General features: G+C 64.2%; 17 protein-coding genes. 6 read left to right on the top strand and 11 right to left on the bottom strand.

The annotated features are described in order from the left end of the window. Nucleotides 1–56: 56 nt before the first annotated feature. The 9 genes from H4W01_RS12935 to H4W01_RS12895 all read right to left on the bottom strand — a co-directional run bounded on the left by H4W01_RS12935 (nucleotide 57) and on the right by H4W01_RS12895 (nucleotide 8,429). Nucleotides 57–839: a hypothetical protein gene (locus H4W01_RS12935; protein WP_209611463.1), complete on the bottom strand. Its 783-nt coding sequence runs from the start codon at nucleotides 837–839 to the stop codon at nucleotides 57–59. A gap of 92 nt (nucleotides 840–931) precedes the next feature. Continuing rightward, nucleotides 932–1,687, bottom strand: coding sequence for a phosphoadenylyl-sulfate reductase (locus tag H4W01_RS12930; RefSeq protein WP_209611459.1), 756 nt, complete (start codon nucleotides 1,685–1,687; stop codon nucleotides 932–934). Continuing rightward, nucleotides 1,680–2,204, bottom strand: coding sequence for a DUF934 domain-containing protein (locus H4W01_RS22850; protein ID WP_334685261.1), 525 nt, complete (start codon nucleotides 2,202–2,204; stop codon nucleotides 1,680–1,682). Before H4W01_RS22850 ends, H4W01_RS12930 begins: the two co-directional genes overlap by 8 nt. After that, nucleotides 2,197–3,885: a nitrite/sulfite reductase gene (locus H4W01_RS12920; protein WP_209611456.1), complete on the bottom strand. Its 1,689-nt coding sequence runs from the start codon at nucleotides 3,883–3,885 to the stop codon at nucleotides 2,197–2,199. Before H4W01_RS12920 ends, H4W01_RS22850 begins: the two co-directional genes overlap by 8 nt. Before the next feature lie 264 nt (nucleotides 3,886–4,149). Next, nucleotides 4,150–4,446, bottom strand: a complete 297-nt coding sequence (locus H4W01_RS12915; protein ID WP_209611454.1) for a DUF2849 domain-containing protein — start codon at nucleotides 4,444–4,446, stop codon at nucleotides 4,150–4,152. After that, on the bottom strand, nucleotides 4,443–5,231 hold the full coding sequence (cobA, locus tag H4W01_RS12910; RefSeq protein WP_209611451.1) for a uroporphyrinogen-III C-methyltransferase: 789 nt from the start codon (nucleotides 5,229–5,231) through the stop codon (nucleotides 4,443–4,445). The genes H4W01_RS12915 and cobA overlap by 4 nt, the downstream gene beginning before the upstream one ends. Nucleotides 5,232–5,323: 92 nt before the next feature. Next, a complete protein-coding gene (locus H4W01_RS12905; RefSeq protein ID WP_334685260.1) occupies nucleotides 5,324–5,500 on the bottom strand; it encodes a hypothetical protein in 177 nt (58 codons plus the stop codon). Between the two features lie 89 nt (nucleotides 5,501–5,589). Continuing rightward, the gene (astD, locus tag H4W01_RS12900; RefSeq protein WP_209611449.1) at nucleotides 5,590–7,002 is read right to left on the bottom strand and encodes a succinylglutamate-semialdehyde dehydrogenase; all 1,413 of its coding nucleotides are present in this window, start codon (nucleotides 7,000–7,002) and stop codon (nucleotides 5,590–5,592) included. Nucleotides 7,003–7,070: 68 nt separating this feature from the next. Next, nucleotides 7,071–8,429, bottom strand: coding sequence for a protein adenylyltransferase SelO family protein (locus H4W01_RS12895; RefSeq protein ID WP_209611447.1), 1,359 nt, complete (start codon nucleotides 8,427–8,429; stop codon nucleotides 7,071–7,073). Between the two features lie 50 nt (nucleotides 8,430–8,479). Between H4W01_RS12895 and H4W01_RS12890 the strand changes: the two genes are divergently transcribed. Together H4W01_RS12890 and H4W01_RS12885 are read left to right on the top strand one after the other, a co-directional pair. Next, entirely contained in the window at nucleotides 8,480–9,355 is an 876-nt protein-coding gene (locus H4W01_RS12890) for an alpha/beta fold hydrolase (protein WP_209611445.1), read from the top strand. A 57-nt stretch (nucleotides 9,356–9,412) separates the two neighbouring features. Further along, nucleotides 9,413–10,528 (top strand): glycosidase, encoded by a 1,116-nt coding sequence (locus H4W01_RS12885; RefSeq protein ID WP_209611443.1) that lies wholly within the window; start codon nucleotides 9,413–9,415, stop codon nucleotides 10,526–10,528. A 37-nt stretch (nucleotides 10,529–10,565) separates the two neighbouring features. Here the strand turns inward: H4W01_RS12885 and H4W01_RS12880 are convergent, their stop codons facing one another. Together H4W01_RS12880 and H4W01_RS12875 are read right to left on the bottom strand one after the other, a co-directional pair. Further along, nucleotides 10,566–11,204, bottom strand: coding sequence for a Bax inhibitor-1/YccA family protein (locus tag H4W01_RS12880; RefSeq protein WP_334685431.1), 639 nt, complete (start codon nucleotides 11,202–11,204; stop codon nucleotides 10,566–10,568). 82 nt (nucleotides 11,205–11,286) lie between these two features. Continuing rightward, nucleotides 11,287–11,529, bottom strand: a complete 243-nt coding sequence (locus H4W01_RS12875) for a YdcH family protein (protein WP_334685259.1) — start codon at nucleotides 11,527–11,529, stop codon at nucleotides 11,287–11,289. Nucleotides 11,530–11,692: 163 nt separating this feature from the next. Here H4W01_RS12875 and H4W01_RS12870 point away from each other — a divergent pair, with 163 nt between their 5' ends. The 4 genes from H4W01_RS12870 to H4W01_RS12855 all read left to right on the top strand — a co-directional run bounded on the left by H4W01_RS12870 (nucleotide 11,693) and on the right by H4W01_RS12855 (nucleotide 16,241). Next, nucleotides 11,693–12,832, top strand: coding sequence for a glycosyltransferase (locus tag H4W01_RS12870; RefSeq protein ID WP_209611438.1), 1,140 nt, complete (start codon nucleotides 11,693–11,695; stop codon nucleotides 12,830–12,832). A 67-nt stretch (nucleotides 12,833–12,899) separates the two neighbouring features. Beyond that, on the top strand, nucleotides 12,900–14,303 hold the full coding sequence (locus tag H4W01_RS12865) for an NAD(P)H-dependent flavin oxidoreductase (RefSeq protein WP_010403882.1): 1,404 nt from the start codon (nucleotides 12,900–12,902) through the stop codon (nucleotides 14,301–14,303). 70 nt (nucleotides 14,304–14,373) lie between these two features. Next, nucleotides 14,374–15,330 carry a polysaccharide deacetylase family protein gene (locus H4W01_RS12860; RefSeq protein ID WP_209611436.1) on the top strand — a complete coding sequence of 319 codons (957 nt, stop codon included), beginning with the start codon at nucleotides 14,374–14,376 and terminating at the stop codon, nucleotides 15,328–15,330. Further along, a complete protein-coding gene (locus H4W01_RS12855; protein ID WP_209611434.1) occupies nucleotides 15,327–16,241 on the top strand; it encodes a GNAT family N-acetyltransferase in 915 nt (304 codons plus the stop codon). Before H4W01_RS12860 ends, H4W01_RS12855 begins: the two co-directional genes overlap by 4 nt. Nucleotides 16,242–16,409 lie beyond the last annotated feature (168 nt).

Genomic DNA, 16,409 nt, shown 5'->3' with positions numbered 1-16,409 from the left:
AAGGTCGGTTCGGGGCGAGGGCTAGAACGAAAGCGCTGAACGGGATGATCCGGTGGTTAGCTGCCGTTCGACGTCAAACCGGTGGCTACCGCAAAGGCGGCAAGGTCATGCGGTATGGCGGTTCGGTAGGACGGAAGCCCCTGTTCCGAAAACTGGCGGTAAAGCTGCTCGAAGTCGCGCCGAAACTGGGGCCGCTTATTCAAATAAGTTTGCAGCGTTTCGTTCGCTAAAGCCGCGCGCCCGATTGACAACAGATAGCTTAAAATTCCCTCTGGCGGCGGCCAATCTTGATCAGAAATTGCTGCTATATCTTCGGGCGAGCCTTCAAATATCGCAAAGAGCGGAAATGCGCCCTTTCGTATGGAAGCAATGAGGTCGTCCGCGATCGAATGTCGCTTGGCTTTATCCGCAAAATCCCATTCTAGCCAACCAGATGGATCGCACAAATACCCGAGCTGATTTGCAAAGACAGGTATAGGGAAAGGTGCCTTCGGTCGTATCCAATCGCTCGAATGCTTCTTTCGCCAAGCGGTTAGAGACTTAGAATACACCCAGACATGCACCCAGATCGCAGCTCTTTGCCCTGCCACGTTATTGCGATCGGACTGTATGCTGATCTCAAAGATAAAATCACCATCCCTTCGAGAAAACTTTGGTCTAGATGGAGTGAACGCAAAGCCCTGCTCGCCGATAGCTTCTCCCACCATCTGTAGGGCGTCAAAAATCGCCTCACGCGGCTTCTCCGCCGCGACATCTGGATTTTGCCGTGCGTTCGCGGCTGCAAGTTTTTGCCGTGCTGTCGCGGCTACTAAATCGGCGAATGATCGCGGGTCCGCCATAAGATTTCTCCGTGCCGTTCGCGCTATCATAAGCCGGACACCTTAGATCTGCTATTGGGCGCTTGCCGACCGACCGCTAAAACAGTCCAGCCCTAAAACACCGGCTCCTCGCCCGGCTTTTCGGGCACGTGGATGCCGCATTCCACCTTTTCCCAGCCGCGCCAACGCCCGGCGCGGGGGTCTTCGCCGGGGAGCACCTTGCTCGTGCAGGGCGCGCAGCCGATCGAGGGATAGCCTTCCGCCTCCAGCGGGTGGCGCGGCAATTGGTGTTCGGCGAAATAGGCGTCGAGCCGCGTTTTGTCCCAATCCGCCAGCGGGTTGAGCTTCAAGCGGCCTTCGTCTTCCTCGAAGCGCGGCATCGCCTTGCGCGTGCCCGCCTGGAAGCCCTTGCGACCGGAAATCCAGGCGTCGAACGGGCTGAGCGCGCGGCGCAGCGGTTCGACCTTGCGGAGGTCGCAGCACCCGTCGGGATCGTAATTCCAGCGCAGCCCCGTGCCATCCTTGGCTGCGAGCAAGCGGGGATCGGGCCGGAACACGCGCAGGTCGGTGAAGCCGAGCTGCTCCGATAACTGATCGCGATAGGCGAGCGTTTCCCCGAAGATCTTCTGCGTGTTGAGGAAGATCACCGGAATGTCGCGGTCGATTTGCGCGATCAGGTGGAGCAGCACCGCGCTTTCCGCGCCGAACGACGAGACCGCTGCGACGCGGCCCTTGAGCTCGCCGGTCAACAGTTCGCCCAGCATCTCGCTGGTGCCAACCCCGGCAAAACGCGCCTCCATTGCCGCTGCGTCGGCGGCGGAGAAGGGCGTGACGTCGATCAGGTCGAGCTTGCGCGCGGTGCTAGCCATGCCGCAGTGCCCAGACCGGCACGCGCCCGTCAGCGGCCTTTTGATAGACATTCTCGTAGCGCGTGAGCGCGGCCTCGAGCGTGGCGGGATCGATCTCGGCTTGGGGCGCGAAGCTGTCGAATCCGCAGCGCTTCATCAACGGCATCTGGTCAACCAGCACATCGCCCTGTGCGCGCAATTCGCCGGTATAGCCCGCCTCGCGCAACACGCGCGCGGCAGAATAGCCACGGCCGTCGCGGAAAGTCGGGAAGCTCACTTCGACCAGCGCGATCCGGTCGAGATAGGGCAGCAGCGCGCGCGCATCGTCGCCCGCTTCGAGGCGGACGGCGGTGGCGTTGGTCTGCGAATCGAGGAACGCGTCGAGCGTGACGGCGGGCTCGTCTCCTTCGGTCCTGTCCCCCTCCCGCTTGCGGGAGGGGTTAGGGGAGGGGCTATCGGCTGGATTTGCAGGAGCGCCCGCGACCGGCCCTCCCCCAGCCCCTCCCGCAAGCGGGAGGGGAGTATTGGACTTATCCATAAAGCGCCTCCTTAAAGGGTTCCATGCCGACGCGGCGATAGGTGTCGAGGAAGCGCTCGCCCTCCGCGCGTTTGGCGAGATAGACGTTGGTCACGGTTTCGACCGCATCGACAATGCCGTCTTCGTCAAAGCCGGGGCCGGTGATCTTGGCGAGGCTGGTATCCTCCGCGCCCGATCCGCCGAGCAGCAATTGGTAATTTTCGGTGCCCTTCTTGTCGACGCCGAGGATGCCGATGTGCCCGGCATGGTGATGCCCGCAGGCATTGATGCAGCCGCTGATCTTCAGCTTCAGTTCGCCCAGATCACGCTGGCGATTCTGATCGGCGAAGCGCGTCGCGATCTTTTGCGCGACCGGGATCGAGCGCGCATTGGCAAGGCTGCAATAATCCAAACCGGGGCAGGCGATGATGTCGCTGATCAGGTCGAGATTGGCAGGTGCCAGACCCGCCGCGTCGAGCGCTTGCCACACCGCATACAGGTCCGCCTTGCGCACGTGCGGCAGGACGATGTTCTGCGCGTGCGTCACGCGCAGTTCGTCGAAGCTGTAGCGTTCGGCGAGATCGGCCATCAGGTCGATCTGCTCGGCAGTGGCGTCGCCGGGGATGCCGCCGGTGGGCTTCAGGCTGATCGTGACGATCGCATAGCCGGGTTGCTTGTGCGCGGCGGTGTTTTGCGCGCGCCATGCTTGGAAATCCCCGTTCGCTTCGAGCGCAGTCGAGACGCCGGCCGCGGACGCAGATGTCTCGACTTCGCTCGACACGAACGGGGTGGCCGGGGTGTCGGCGGCGACGAAGGCGGGCGGTGCAAACATCGCGGTGATGCGGTCCAACTCCGCCTTGGGCGGATCGAGCCCGAGCGATTTTACGTGCGTGAACTCTTCCTCGACCTGGCGGCGATAGTCGTCGGCACCGATTTCATGGATCAGGATCTTGATCCGCGCCTTGTAGATATTGTCGCGGCGGCCATAGCGATTGTAGACGCGCAGGCACGCCTCGACATAGCTCAGCAAATCGTCGGCGGTGACGAAGTCCTTGATCTCAGGCGCGATCATCGGGGTGCGGCCCATGCCGCCGCCGACATAGATGCGCCCGCCGAGCACGCCGTCACGCTTCACCAACTGAATGCCGATGTCGTGCAGCCGCATCGCCGCGCGGTCTTCCTCGGCCCCGATCACCGCGATCTTAAACTTGCGCGGCAAATAGCTGAATTCGGGGTGGAAGGTGCTCCACTGGCGCAGTAATTCCGCCCAGATGCGCGGATCGGCGACTTCGTCGGCGGCGGCGCCAGCATATTGGTCGGACGAGATATTGCGGATGCAATTGCCGCTGGTCTGGATCGCGTGCATCTCGACCGTCGCCAGATCGGCGAGAATGTCGGGCGCGTCGGACAGCTTGATCCAATTATACTGGATGTTCTGCCGCGTGGTAAAATGGCCGTAGCCGCGATCATATTTGCGCGCGATCGTCGCCAGCATCCGCATCTGGCGGCTGTCGAGCGTGCCATAGGGAATGGCGACGCGCAGCATATAAGCGTGGAGTTGCAGATACAGACCGTTCATCAGCCGCAGCGGCTTGAACTGGTCTTCGGTGATCTGCCCCGCGAGGCGGCGCTTCACTTGGTCGCGAAACTCCTCGACGCGCGCATCGACGATCTGCTGGTCGTATTGGTCGTATTTATACATTGTGATTCTCGCGGAGACGCGGGGAGAAGGACGGATTCACGCGAAGACGCGAAGGCGCGAAGAAAGAAGACGTTTGGTTCGCGCGGAGGCGCGGAGACGCGGAGAGAGGCCGCGTGCTGCGCAGCGGCTCTATAAATTGCGCGCGGCAGACGCGACGCTGCCCGCTGACGCGGGAGTGTGCAGCGACCGTTGCCGCTCCGCGTCTCCGCGTCTCCGCGCGAACCAAACCATCTTCGCGCCTTCGCGCCTTCGCGTGCCAAAAGATCATATGACCCAGCTTCCTGCGGCAGGGTCGGCAGGCTTCAAGGTCAGGTCAGGCCGCACGGTCGGCCCCAAAGCGCGGACGCGGTCTTTGATATGGGCGGGGCGGGGGCCTTCGGGCGTGGCGGTCGCATCGATGACATAGGCTCCGTTGACACGGCGCGCGCCTTCCTCGGCGCGGGCGATGCTCTCGCCCTGGTCGCCGACATCGCCCGCGTCCTCGACATGGCGCGACCAGGCAGAACCCGTCCACCACAGCACATCCCCCGTGGGCAAATCGTTTCCGGTCAGCAGTTTCAAGCAACAGACTCCGCAATGCGGGCCCAGCGGCCCAATTTGTCTTCGGCATCGGACAGATCGACAACCTCGCCCACCACGATGATCGCGGGGGAGGCGACGTTCTCGCGCTCGACCATCGATCCCAGATCGGCGAGCAGCGTGCGGATCGCGCGGTGGCCGTCAAGCGTGCCGCGTTCGAGCACCGCGACCGGCATTTCCGGCGCGACGCCATCGCGCATCAATTTGTCCGCGATGTCGGCGGCGGTGGCCACGCCCATATAGATGACGAGCGTACGGCCCTTGCCCGCCAGCCCCGACCAATCCTGATCGGCTAGCCCCTTGCACTGCCCGGCGACGAAGCTGACCGCACTCGAATGGTCGCGGTGGGTGAGCGGCAACATCGCCTCGGCCGCGCAGCCAAGCGCTGCCGATACGCCGGGGATGACCTCGACGGGAAGGCCGGCGGCACGCACCGCCTCGACCTCTTCGCCGCCACGCCCAAAAATGAACGGATCGCCGCCTTTCAACCGAACCACGATCGCACCCGTCTTCACATGCGCGACGATCAGGGCATTGATCGCGTCCTGCGGCAAAGTGTGCCGCGCCCGCCGCTTCGCCACGGAGATACGCTGCGCAGTCGCCGGAGCGAGGTCGAGCACGCGGGCGTCGATCAACCCGTCATGCACGACGACATCCGCGCTTTCGAGCGCGGCGACCGCGCGGACCGTCAGCAATCCCGGGTCGCCCGGGCCCGCGCCGACGAGAATGACGCGCCCGCGCGCAGTGGGATCGAGAAGCGTTGCCATCGTTGTCAGATGGGCTGCACCGAACGCTTGGGCAATTCAAGGTTGCTTGGGGGCGGGGTAGGAGAGCTTTTCCCCACTATCGCGCTAGGCGATCATCCCTTTGTCGCCAGTTCCTTCGATCGACGCGCCAATTTGGCGGCTTCGTCAATCAGCAAGGCGGCCACCTCGCTGTCGCGTTCACGGATCGCGATGGCGAGGCAATTGTCCGATTCGGTTTTCAGCTTGCGGGCGCGGGGCGAGTTGCAGTCGGCAGAGTCAGCGTTTTTCACGAACAGGCAAAAGCCCAGCCCGCGCGTAAGTTCCTGATTTTGCGATCAACGGTTGGGCTCAACTCGCGATGGCGCGACCGCTGGCTGCGCTATGCGTCGCGCAATCCGACGCCGATCGATGCGCGCGCCTGGTCGGCCTCGCTCGAGACGACGGGATAGGCGCAATAGTCCGCTGCGTAATAGGCACTCGGGCGGTGGTTGCCCGACCAACCGATGCCCCCGAACGGCGCGGCGGAAGAAGCCCCGTTGGTCGGCTTGTTCCAATTGACGATCCCAGCCCGGGCATTGGCCCAGAATTGATCGTACAATGCCGGATTCTGGCTGAGCAGCGACGCGGACAAGCCATAGCGCGTATTGTTCGCTTCGGCGATGGCATCCTCGAAGCTCGATTTGCGGATGACTTGCAGGATCGGGCCGAACAACTCGATGTCGGGGCGATCGTTCATCTCGGTCGTGTCGATCAAGGCCGGGCGCAGGAACGGGCGATCCGCGATCGGGCGCTCCAGATGTCGGATCGGTCGACCGCCGCGCATCATCAGCTCGAGAAAACTCTCGCTGAGCAAATCCGCGCTCTCATTGTCGATCACCGGCCCCATGAAGGGGGAGGGCGTAGCGTGGGGCTCGTCGACGATGATGCGGCTGACCAGCTTGGTCACTTCCGCCATCAGCGGTTCGTACAGCTTTTCGTCGACGATCAGGCGGCGCGCGGCGGTGCAACGCTGGCCTGCGCTGGTGAAGGCCGACTGGACGATGATGATCGCCGCAGAAGGCAAATCGGGCGAATCCCACACCACGATCGGGTTGTTGCCACCCATTTCGAGCGCGAGGATCTTTTCAGGCCGCGTCGCGAACGCGCGGTTGAGCGCGATCCCGGTATGCGCCGATCCGGTGAACAGCAGACCATCAATGCCATCATGCGCGGCAAGCGCCTTGCCTTCGTTGGCACCCCCGATCAGCAAGCGGATGCACCCCTCGGGCACGCCGCCGGCATGGAAACAGTCGACCAGAAATGCGCCCGAGGCCGGGGTTTTTTCGGACGGCTTGAACACCACCGCATTACCGGCGAGCAAGGCGGGCACGATGTGGCCGTTGGGCAAATGCGCCGGGAAATTATAGGGCCCGAGCACCGCGAGCACGCCATGTGGCTTGTGCCGCAACGCCATGCGCCCGCCCATTTGCGAATCGAGCCGCCGCTGGGGCGTGCGCTCGGCATAGGCGGTCACGGAAATGTCGACCTTGGCGATCACGGTTTCGACTTCGGTGCGCGCTTCCCACAGCGGTTTGCCGGTTTCGCGTGCGATCAGATCGGCAAAGGCATCGGCGCGCGCGCGCACGACATTGGCGACACGGCGCAACGCCTCGATGCGATAGGCGAGGGGCTGTGCCGCCCAGCTTGCCCAGCTCGCCCGGGCGGTAGCAACCTCGGCATCGACATCGCCAATCGCGCCACGCCACAAAGTGGCACCGGTCGCGGGTTCGAAGGAAAGAAGTTCAGAAGACATTTATCAGCTTCTCTGCCCCAGAATCGTACGCGAATCCACACCGCTTGCGGCGGTTCGCTCACAATGGGTTACGCCAACGCGTCGCCCATCTCGCGGATGCGCGCGATCTTGGCGTGGAAAGGCTGCCAATCGTCCTGCTGATCGATCGCCGCCCAGATCGCCTCGACCTCGTCGATCAGCATCGAACAGGGTTCGCCCTGCCAATAACGATGGTCGCGCGGCTTGCGGGCACCATACGGCGCAAGCGCAGCGCGCACTTCGGCAAAGGTCTCGCCTTCGGGCGCTATGCCGCCGAATGTTTCGAAGAAGAAGCGGTCGATACCGCGCTCGCTGGTGCGCAGCGCGCGTTCGATCGTCTGCACCAGTGCGCGGTCCTGCTGCGGGTCGCGTGGCGTGACGCCCAGCCGCCACAAAATCGCGCGGGATACAGCCAGCTGATAGCGCTCAGGGAAACTTTCCAGCACCGCGATCAGCGGCTCGGCCGCGCTGATCGTGCGCAGGCTGACCGCGAGCTGCATCACGTCCCAATGGATCGCTTCGGGCTGGCGACCAAAGGCATAAAGCCCGGCATGGTCAAAATAGGCGGCGGTGAAGCTCGGGTCCCACGTCGGCGCGAATCGCCACGGGCCGTAATCGAAGCTTTCGCCGGTGACATTGATGTTGTCCGAATTGAGCACGCCGTGGACGAACCCTGCCGCCATATAGCTCGCGGCCAAAGTGGCGGCGCGACCGACCACGAGATCGAGCAACCGCTCGGCGGCGTTCTCGCCGGGTGCCTCGTCATAGAGGTTGCGCAGGACATATTCGACCAGCCGCGTCATGTTCTCGGCATCGCGCAGATAGGCGATGCGCTGGAAGGTGCCGATGCGGATGTGCCCGTGGCTCAGCCGCACCAGCACCGCCGAACGCGTGGGCGAGGGCTCGTCACCGCGTTCCAGCGCCTCGCCGGTTTCGATCAGCGAGAAGCTGCGCGAGGTTTCGACGCCCAGCGCTTCCAGCATTTCGGTGGCGAGCACTTCGCGCACGCCGCCCTTAAGCGTCAGCCGCCCGTCGCCGAAGCGGCTCCACGGCGTCGTGCCCGATCCCTTGGTGGCAAGATCCATCAGCCGCCCGCGCCTGTCGCGCATCTGCGCGAACAGAAAGCCGCGGCCGTCACCAATCTCGGGATTATACACGCGGAATTGGTGGCCGTGATAGCGCAGGGCCAGCGGCTCGGCGAGGTTGCCCGGCAGGGGTGCGAAACGCCCGAAATGCCGCAGCCATTCGTCGTCCCCCATCGCATCAAGCCCGACGTCCTGCGCCGCGCGATGGTTGCGGAAGCGCAGTCGCGTTTCGGGGAAGTCGGCGGCGGCGACGGGATCGTAAAAGGCATCCCCCAGTTCGAGGATCGCGCTTTGCGGCGCATATGCTTGCGGGGTGATGCTCATGCGTGGATATGGAGGGTGCCGACCGCAGGACGCAACCCCAGGATCTGACCATGTCGCCTTATGAAAATCGATATTGGTGGTCGAATGACGGGGTGCGGCTGCATTATCGCGATTATCCGGGGTCGGCCGATCGCCCGCCGATCCTGTGTTTGCCCGGCCTGACGCGCAATGCGCGCGATTATGACGAGCTCGCGCGGCGGCTGTCGCCGCAGTGGCGGGTGATCGCGGTCGACCTGCGCGGACGCGGCGAGAGCGGCTATGCCAAGGATCCGATGAGCTATGTCCCGCTCACTTATGTGCAGGATATAGAGGGACTGCTCGGCGAACTGGCCGTCCCGCGCTATATCGCGATCGGAACGTCGCTTGGCGGGATCGTGACGATGTTGCTGGCGGGCACGGCGCGCGAGACGCTGGCGGGGGCCGTGTTGAATGATGTCGGCCCGGAAATCAGCCCTGAAGGCCTGTCGCGGATTCGCAGCTATGTCGGCAAATCCAACACCTGGCCGACCTGGGTCCACGCTGCGCGCGCGGTTGCCGAGGCCAATGGCGACGTGTTTCCGACCTACCAGTTGGAGGACTGGCTGGCGATGGCCAAGCGGCTGTACCGGCTCAACAGTGCCGGGCGGATCGTGCTCGATTACGACATGAAGATTGCCGAGCCGTTTCGGGTCCCAGGCAATGAAGCAGGCCCCGATATGTGGCGTGCGCTTGATCGCCTCAAGACTGTGCCGACGCTGATCGTGCGCGGCGGCAAGTCGGATATCCTCGCGGCGGCGACGGCGGAGCGGATGAAAGCGGCGCTCGACCAGGCCGAACTGGTGACGCTGCCGGATATCGGCCACGCGCCGACGCTGAACGAGCCTGCCGCTGTCGCCGGGGTCGACCGGCTGCTCGCCCGCATCGCAGCGGAACCGGCAGCGACGTGAGGCGTCTGCGTGCTGTGGCGGTCGCATGGCCATGACGCAGCCAAGGCAGGATTTTCGATGACCTTTTCCCATGATGCGCTGATCTTCGGACCCGCCGATGTCGACCTCGCGCGATCGCCGCTCGCGGGCAAGGTCGATGCCGAGACTTATGTGCTCGGCGCGTTCAATCCCGGCATGACGCGCCTACCCAATGGCAATCTGTTGCTGATGGTGCGCGTGGCGGAGGCGCTGCGCACGCCGATGGCAGAGCAGCATATCAACGCCTTGCGCTGGTTCGATGGCGGCTATTGCCTCGATGCCTGGCCGCTCGATTTCGTTGATACCTCCGACCCGCGCAAATTCATGATGCGCGGCGGCGGGTGGAAGGTGATGGCGCTGACCTCGCTATCTTGGTTGCTGCCAGTCGAACTCAATCCCGACGGCACCCGCGTCGAGGCTGTGCATTACGACAAGGCGGTGACGCCGCGCGCGTCCTATCAATGCTATGGCGTCGAGGATGCGCGGATCAGCAAGGTTGGTGATCGTTATTTCATGACGACCTGCTCGGTCAGCCCGGAGCGGCATTCGACCACGCTCTACACCTCCGACAATGCGCTCGACTGGACGCTCGAGGGGATCGTGCTCGATCACCAGAATAAGGACATGCTGATCTTCGAGGGGCAGATCGACGGTAAGTATTGGGCGCAGACGCGGCCTTTGGGCGATTTGTATTTCGCCTATCCGCCGGGCAGCGAATGGCGTGCGGGACCGTCGATCAACCTCGCCAGTTCGCCCGATGCGCTGCATTGGAAGCCGTATGACAAGCCCGGCATCCGCCCCCACGCCGCGACGATGGCGACGGCGCGGATGGGCGGCGGTGCCCCGCCGATCGCGACGCCCGAGGGCTGGCTCACTTTGTGGCACGGGGTCGAGCCGTCGGGCGTGGTCGGCATTTACCGCACGTATTGGTCGCTGCTGGACGGGGATGACCCAAGCGTGGTGCTTCGCACCAGCCACGATCCGCTGATCGAAGCCAATCCGGCGCTGACCGACCCCATCAAAGAGCTGATGTATATCGACAATGTCGTGTTCACGACGGGCATCGTCGATGCGGGCGACCATTATGTCGTCGCCAGCGGCGAGGCCGATCTCGCGTGCCGCATCACGCATATCCCGAAATCGGCCTTCGCCTGAGCGAGCCCCTCCCGCAGTAGCGGGAGGGGGTAAGGGCTTATTCCTCGCGCTGGCCCATCAGGCCCAGCAACAGCTGGAACAGGTTGATGACGTTCAGGTACAGCGACAGCGCCCCCATGATCGCCAGCATTTCGGCGGCTTGGGTCCCGGCATATGCGAAATATTCGCTCTTCAGGCGCTGCGTGTCCCAGGCGGTGAGGCCAGTGAAGACGACGACGCCGGCGACCGAAACGACCGTCTGCAACACCGACGAGCCGATGAACAGATTGACCAGGCTCGCGCCGATCACGCCGATCAGGCCGACCATCAGGAAGGTCGACATCCGGGTCAGGTCGCGCTGGGTGGTGTAGCCCCACAGGCTCATGCCGGCGAACAGCGCGGCGGCGGTAAAGAACGCCTGCGCGATGCTGGTGCCGGTGAACACCAAAAAGATGCTCGCCATCGACACGCCCATTACGGCGGCGAAGGCAAAGAAGGTGGTGCGGGCACCCGAGGTGGTCATCCGGTCGATGCGGAACGAGAAGAACATCACGAAGGCGAGCGGCGCGAACATCGCCACCCATTTGAGCGGGGTGCCGAAGATCAGCGCCACCAGCGCGGGCGTCGAGGCAACGCCCATCGCGACCAGCCCGGTCAGCGCCAGGCCGATCCCCATGTTGCGATAAATGCCGAGCATGTAGCGGCGAAGCCCCTCGTCGCGCGCGGCGACGGTATTGGGGATGGTGCGATAGACATTGGGTTGCACGGTCGAGGGTCCTTTATGCGGTAGCTGGCGCGCGCCGGGTGCGCGCGCGATGAAGGTGGTCCTTGATCGCGAGACGGCGCTTTTTCAGCGCGGCGATGTGCAAGGGGTCGGGGGCCAAACGCGCACGCTCGCGCGCAACGGCGGCGTCGATCGCGCGGTGGAGGGCGGTCAGGCGGTCGATCATTTTGGTCATGGCAGCAGCCTCTTCGTCGATGGTGAAATCGATCGGGCTGTTTCGGGGCGGGGACGGTGTCATGGGCCGTCCTGCACCGAGCGAGCTCGATGCGGTCCGACATCACGAGGGCTTATTCAGCCCTCGCCAGAGGGGCCCGGTCCGCACCCCAACAATATGGATCGTTGTGCGGGCTTTCAAGAGGGGGAGATGACGCGGGCGTCATTTGTCGCTAACGCGCGGCCAAATGGCGCGTCCGGTCAACATTCTGCATCTGCACTCCACCTTTTCGCTGGGCGGGAAGGAGGCGCGCGCGGTGCGCCTGATGAACGCCCTTGGCGACCGTGCGCGCCACACGATCGTGTCGAGCATGGACGGCCAGTATGGTGCCCGCGACGCGATCGCTACGGGCATCGACTATGAGATCGCGCAGAACCCGCCGCCGCTGACCGGCGGTCCCTCGGTCAAGCGCTATGAAGCGATCGCGGCCTATATGCGCCGCTTCGATTTGGTGCTGACCTATAATTGGGGTGCGATCGACGGGGCGATGGCGCGGCGCGTGTCGTCGGTCGGGGTGCCGCCGCTGGTGCATCATGAGGACGGCTTCAACGCCGACGAAGCCGAGGGGTTGAAGCCGACGCGCAACCTTTATCGCCGCTTCGCGCTGACCAAGGCGGCGGCGCTGGTGGTGCCCTCCGAAACGCTGGAAGACATTGCGCTGAAAACGTGGAAACAGCCGCGCGAGCGTGTCCACCGGATCGCCAATGGCATCAACACCGCGCTCTATGCGCAAAAGCCCAAGCCCAATGCGATCCCCGGCTTCAAGCGCAAGCCGGGCGAGATCGTGATCGGCACCGTCGCCGGGCTGCGCGAGGTCAAGGACTTGCCGATGCTGGTGCGCGCGGTCGGCGGTATGTCGTCGCGCGTGCGGCTGGTGATCGTGGGGGAAGGCCCTGAGCGGCAGGCGATTCTCGATACCGCCGAGCGGATGGGGATGCAGGACCAGTTGGTGCTGCCCGGTTTCCTGCCGCGCCCGCATGAATATATCGGGCATTTCGACATTCTCGCGCTGTCGTCCAAATCCGAGCAATTCCCGATCTGCGTGATCGAGGGAATGGCGGCGGGGCTGCCGATCGTCTCCACTCCGGTCGGCGACGTGCTGCGCATGGTCGTGCCCGACAATGCCAGCTTCATCGAGAAGCGCGGGCATGAGGTGTTGATCCGCGATGCCCTGGAGGCGCTGGCCAAATCGGACCCGGAAGGGCGGCGATGGCTCGGCGAGCTCAACCGACGCAAGGCGGTGGCCGAGTATGACGAGGCCACCATGATCGCCCGGTACGCCGCCTTATATGGCGCGGTGATCGGGCGGCCGGAGGCCTTCGTCTAATTGACGATTTGCCCGTCAGTGCATCCAAAGCGTATATCGAACGTAGTTTAAGTCGGAGGCCGTCACGTTGTTCAAAGGTTTGAAGCCCATCGTCTATGGCGGCCGCGAGGTCTGGCCCCTGGTCGAGGGTGGCAAGGGCGTCGCTGCGACCAACCACGCGAGCGCGGGGGCCTGGGCGGCGGCGGGCGGTATCGGCACGGTTTCGGCCGTCAATGCCGACAGTTATGATCCCGACGGCAAGATCATCCCGCAAGTCTATAAGGCGCTCACCCGCCGCGACCGGCATGAGGAGTTGATCGAATATGCGATCGAGGGGGCGGTGCAGCAAGTGCGCCGCGCGTTCGACATTGCCGGTGGCAAGGGCGCGATCAACATCAATGTGCTGTGGGAAATGGGCGGGGCGCAGCGCATCCTGCACGGCGTGCTGGAACGCACGCGCGGGATGGTTGCCGGGGTCACCTGTGGTGCCGGCATGCCCTATAAATTGAGCGAGATCGCGGCGTCTTACGAAGTCAGTTATCTGCCGATCGTCAGCTCGGGCCGCGCCTTCCGCGCGCTGTGGAAGCGCGCTTATTCCAAGGCGGCGGAATGGCTGTCGGCGGTGGTGTATGAGGATCCGTGGCTGGCGGGCGGCCATAACGGCCTATCCAATGCGGAAGACCCGCTCGTCCCGCAGGACCCGTATCCGCGCGTCAAGGCGCTGCGCGAGACGATGCGTGAGGGTGGCATTGCCGACAGCGTGCCGATCGTGATGGCGGGCGGCGTGTGGTACTTACGCGACTGGTCCGACTGGATCGACAATCCCGAGCTCGGCACGATCGCCTTCCAATTCGGTACGCGGCCGCTGCTGACTCAAGAGAGCCCGATTCCCGATGCGTGGAAGGCGCGGTTGACCCATATCGAGGAAGGCGAAGTGCTGCTGCACCGCTTCTCCCCGACCGGTTTTTATTCGAGTGCGGTGCTCAACCCGTTCCTGCGGCATTTGCAGGCGCGCTCGGAACGGCAGATCGCCTTTTCGACGCAAAGTGCCGGCGACCATGTCTTCCAGCTCGACGTGGGCGTGAAGGGCAAGAACTTCTGGGTGACGCGCAACGACCTGCTGCGCGCGCGCCAGTGGTTCGGCGAGGGCTTTACCGATGCGCTGAAGACGCCTGACAACACGCTGGTCTTCGTCACGCCCGAGGACAAGGGCGTGATCCGCAAGGATCAGGCGGATTGCATGGGCTGCCTCAGCCAGTGCGCGTTCTCGTCCTGGTCGGACACCGAGACCAATTCGACCGGACGCCTGGCCGATCCGCGCAGCTTCTGCATCCAGAAGACGCTGCAGGACATTGCGCATGGCGGCGATGTCGAACAGAATCTGATGTTTGCCGGCCACGGTGCGTATCAGTTCAAGCGCGATCCGTTTTATTCCAACGGGTTTGTGCCGACGGTGAAGCAATTGGTCGATCGGATCCTGACCGGAGACTGATGTCTTAGCGCTGGCGCAATGTTTGTTGGGTTGGTGAAATCTTCATCCCGTCGCTTTACGTGCCGACGGGATGACCTCTCCTGTTTTCCTGACCGTCGACACGGAATTGATGTGGCGCCACCACGCCGACGGGCTGGTCGGGGCCGAGATTTTCGCGCGGTCGCTGGAACCGGCGGGCGTCGGGGTGTCGTATCAACTGGACGTGCTTGCGCGGTACGGATTGAAGGCGTGCTTCTTCGTCGATCCAATGCCGGCACTGACCTTTGGGCTCGCGCCCGTCCGGGCGATCGTGGAAACGATCCTCGCGGCCGGGCAGGAGGTGCAACTGCATCTGCATCCGAATTGGACCGCTGCGGTGGCGGGCGACAAGGGCGCGCGGGCGGCGCGATTCGAGCTGGTCGAATATAGTCTTGCCGAACAACGCGACTTGATTCGCGGCGCAACCGAGTTGCTCGTCGCGACGGGCGCGCCGCACCCGATCGCGTTTCGCGGCGGATCGTATAGCGCCAATGCCGATACGCTGACCGCGCTCGCCGAACTCGGCTTCGTCTATGATTCGAGCCACAATGGCAGCGAACACCCCTGGCCGAGCGCGATCGACCTGCCGAGCGCGCAAATCGCGCCGCTCGCGCATCGCGGGATGATCGAGGTGCCGGTGACGCTGATCGAGGAGCGGGCGGGAGCCTTCCGCAATTTCCAGATCTGCGCGCTGTCGGCGGGCGAGATGCGCGCCGCGCTCGACCATGCGCGCGACCAGCGCCATGCGGCGGTGACGATCGTCAGCCACGGTTTCGAACTCGCCAACCGCGCGGGCACGCGGCCCAATGCCGTGCATGTCCGCCGCTTCGAGGCGTTGTGCGCGCTGCTCGCCGAACGCGCCACCGAAATGCCGACGGTGCATTTCGCCGACCGTCCGGCGTTGCGGCTCGGGCAATATGACGTTCCGCTCGGCCCCGATCCGCTGCGCACGCGCTGGCGTCAGGCCGAGCAATTATGGTCCAACATGGTCGCGGAACGGGCCGCATGAACAGGGCGGAGCCGCTGCCCTTGCGGTTCCAGATCGGCGCGCGGACCTTGGCCGCCGTGGAACGGCAGTTGGTGCGCGTGCCCTTGTCGCTGGGGCAGGTGCTGGACGGGGAAGCGCCCACATTGCCGCCGCTTTCCGCGCGGGCGCATGGCTATCTCGTCACCTCCTTGCCTGCCGTGCAGCTCGAGGCCGTGGTGGCGGCGGCACCGGGCATGATCGCGCAGGTGCGGCAACGCTATACGCGGCATTATGCCGATCTCGGCATCGGGTTCGACGCCTATCAGGCCGCGCTGTCGGGCAACACGCGCTCCGGCCTGAAGCGCAAGACACGGCGGGTGATGGAGGTGTCAGGCGGCCTGCTCGACGTACGGCGGTTCCGCACGCCCGAGGAGATGCAGCGCTTCCACGACATCGCGCGCGGCATATCGCGGCGCACGTATCAGGAGCGCTTGCTCGGCGGCGGTCTGCCGGAGGATGCGGCGTTTCTGCAAAGCCTGCACGCGCTGGCGGCGGCGGGTTTGGTGCGCGCGTGGCTGCTCTGTATCGCCGGGGAACCTGCCGCCTATCTGTATTGCCCGGTCGCGGGAGGGATCGTGCGCTATGACCATGTCGGGCATGATCCGGCGTTCAACGATCTGTCGCCGGGCGCGGTGCTGATGCTGGAGGCGATGCGCGATCTTTATACCGAGCCGGGCCTCACGCAGTTCGATTTCACCGAGGGCGACGGCCAGCACAAGCGCAGCTTCGCCACGCATGGGGTCGCCTGTCTCGATTTGCTGCTGCTGCGCCCCTCACTCGCCAATCGCGCGACGATGGTGGCGCTCGATGTGTTCGACCGCAGCGCGGCGTGGGGCAAGCGCGCGGTCGCGCGGCTGGGGCTGGAGGCGCTGGCGAAGCGGGTGCGGCGGTAGGGATTGGTTGGCAGCGATTGACGGACGGGATGAGCCGACAAATATGGCATGTAGGGGCGATGCCGGACTGCGGTATTTCTGGTTTCGCCCAATTGTGGTCATTCGTGAAACCGCTATATTCCATGCATGCCGCCGCCAAAGCCATTCATCGTTGAGGTCGGAACCACT

Origin of the sequence: Sphingomonas sp. PL20 (assembly GCF_017875905.1) — a bacterium.
In the GTDB taxonomy this organism is placed as follows: domain Bacteria; phylum Pseudomonadota; class Alphaproteobacteria; order Sphingomonadales; family Sphingomonadaceae; genus Sphingomonas; species Sphingomonas echinoides.
Note: the sequence above shows the minus strand (reverse complement) of the source record. Positions and strands in the feature narration are given on the sequence as shown.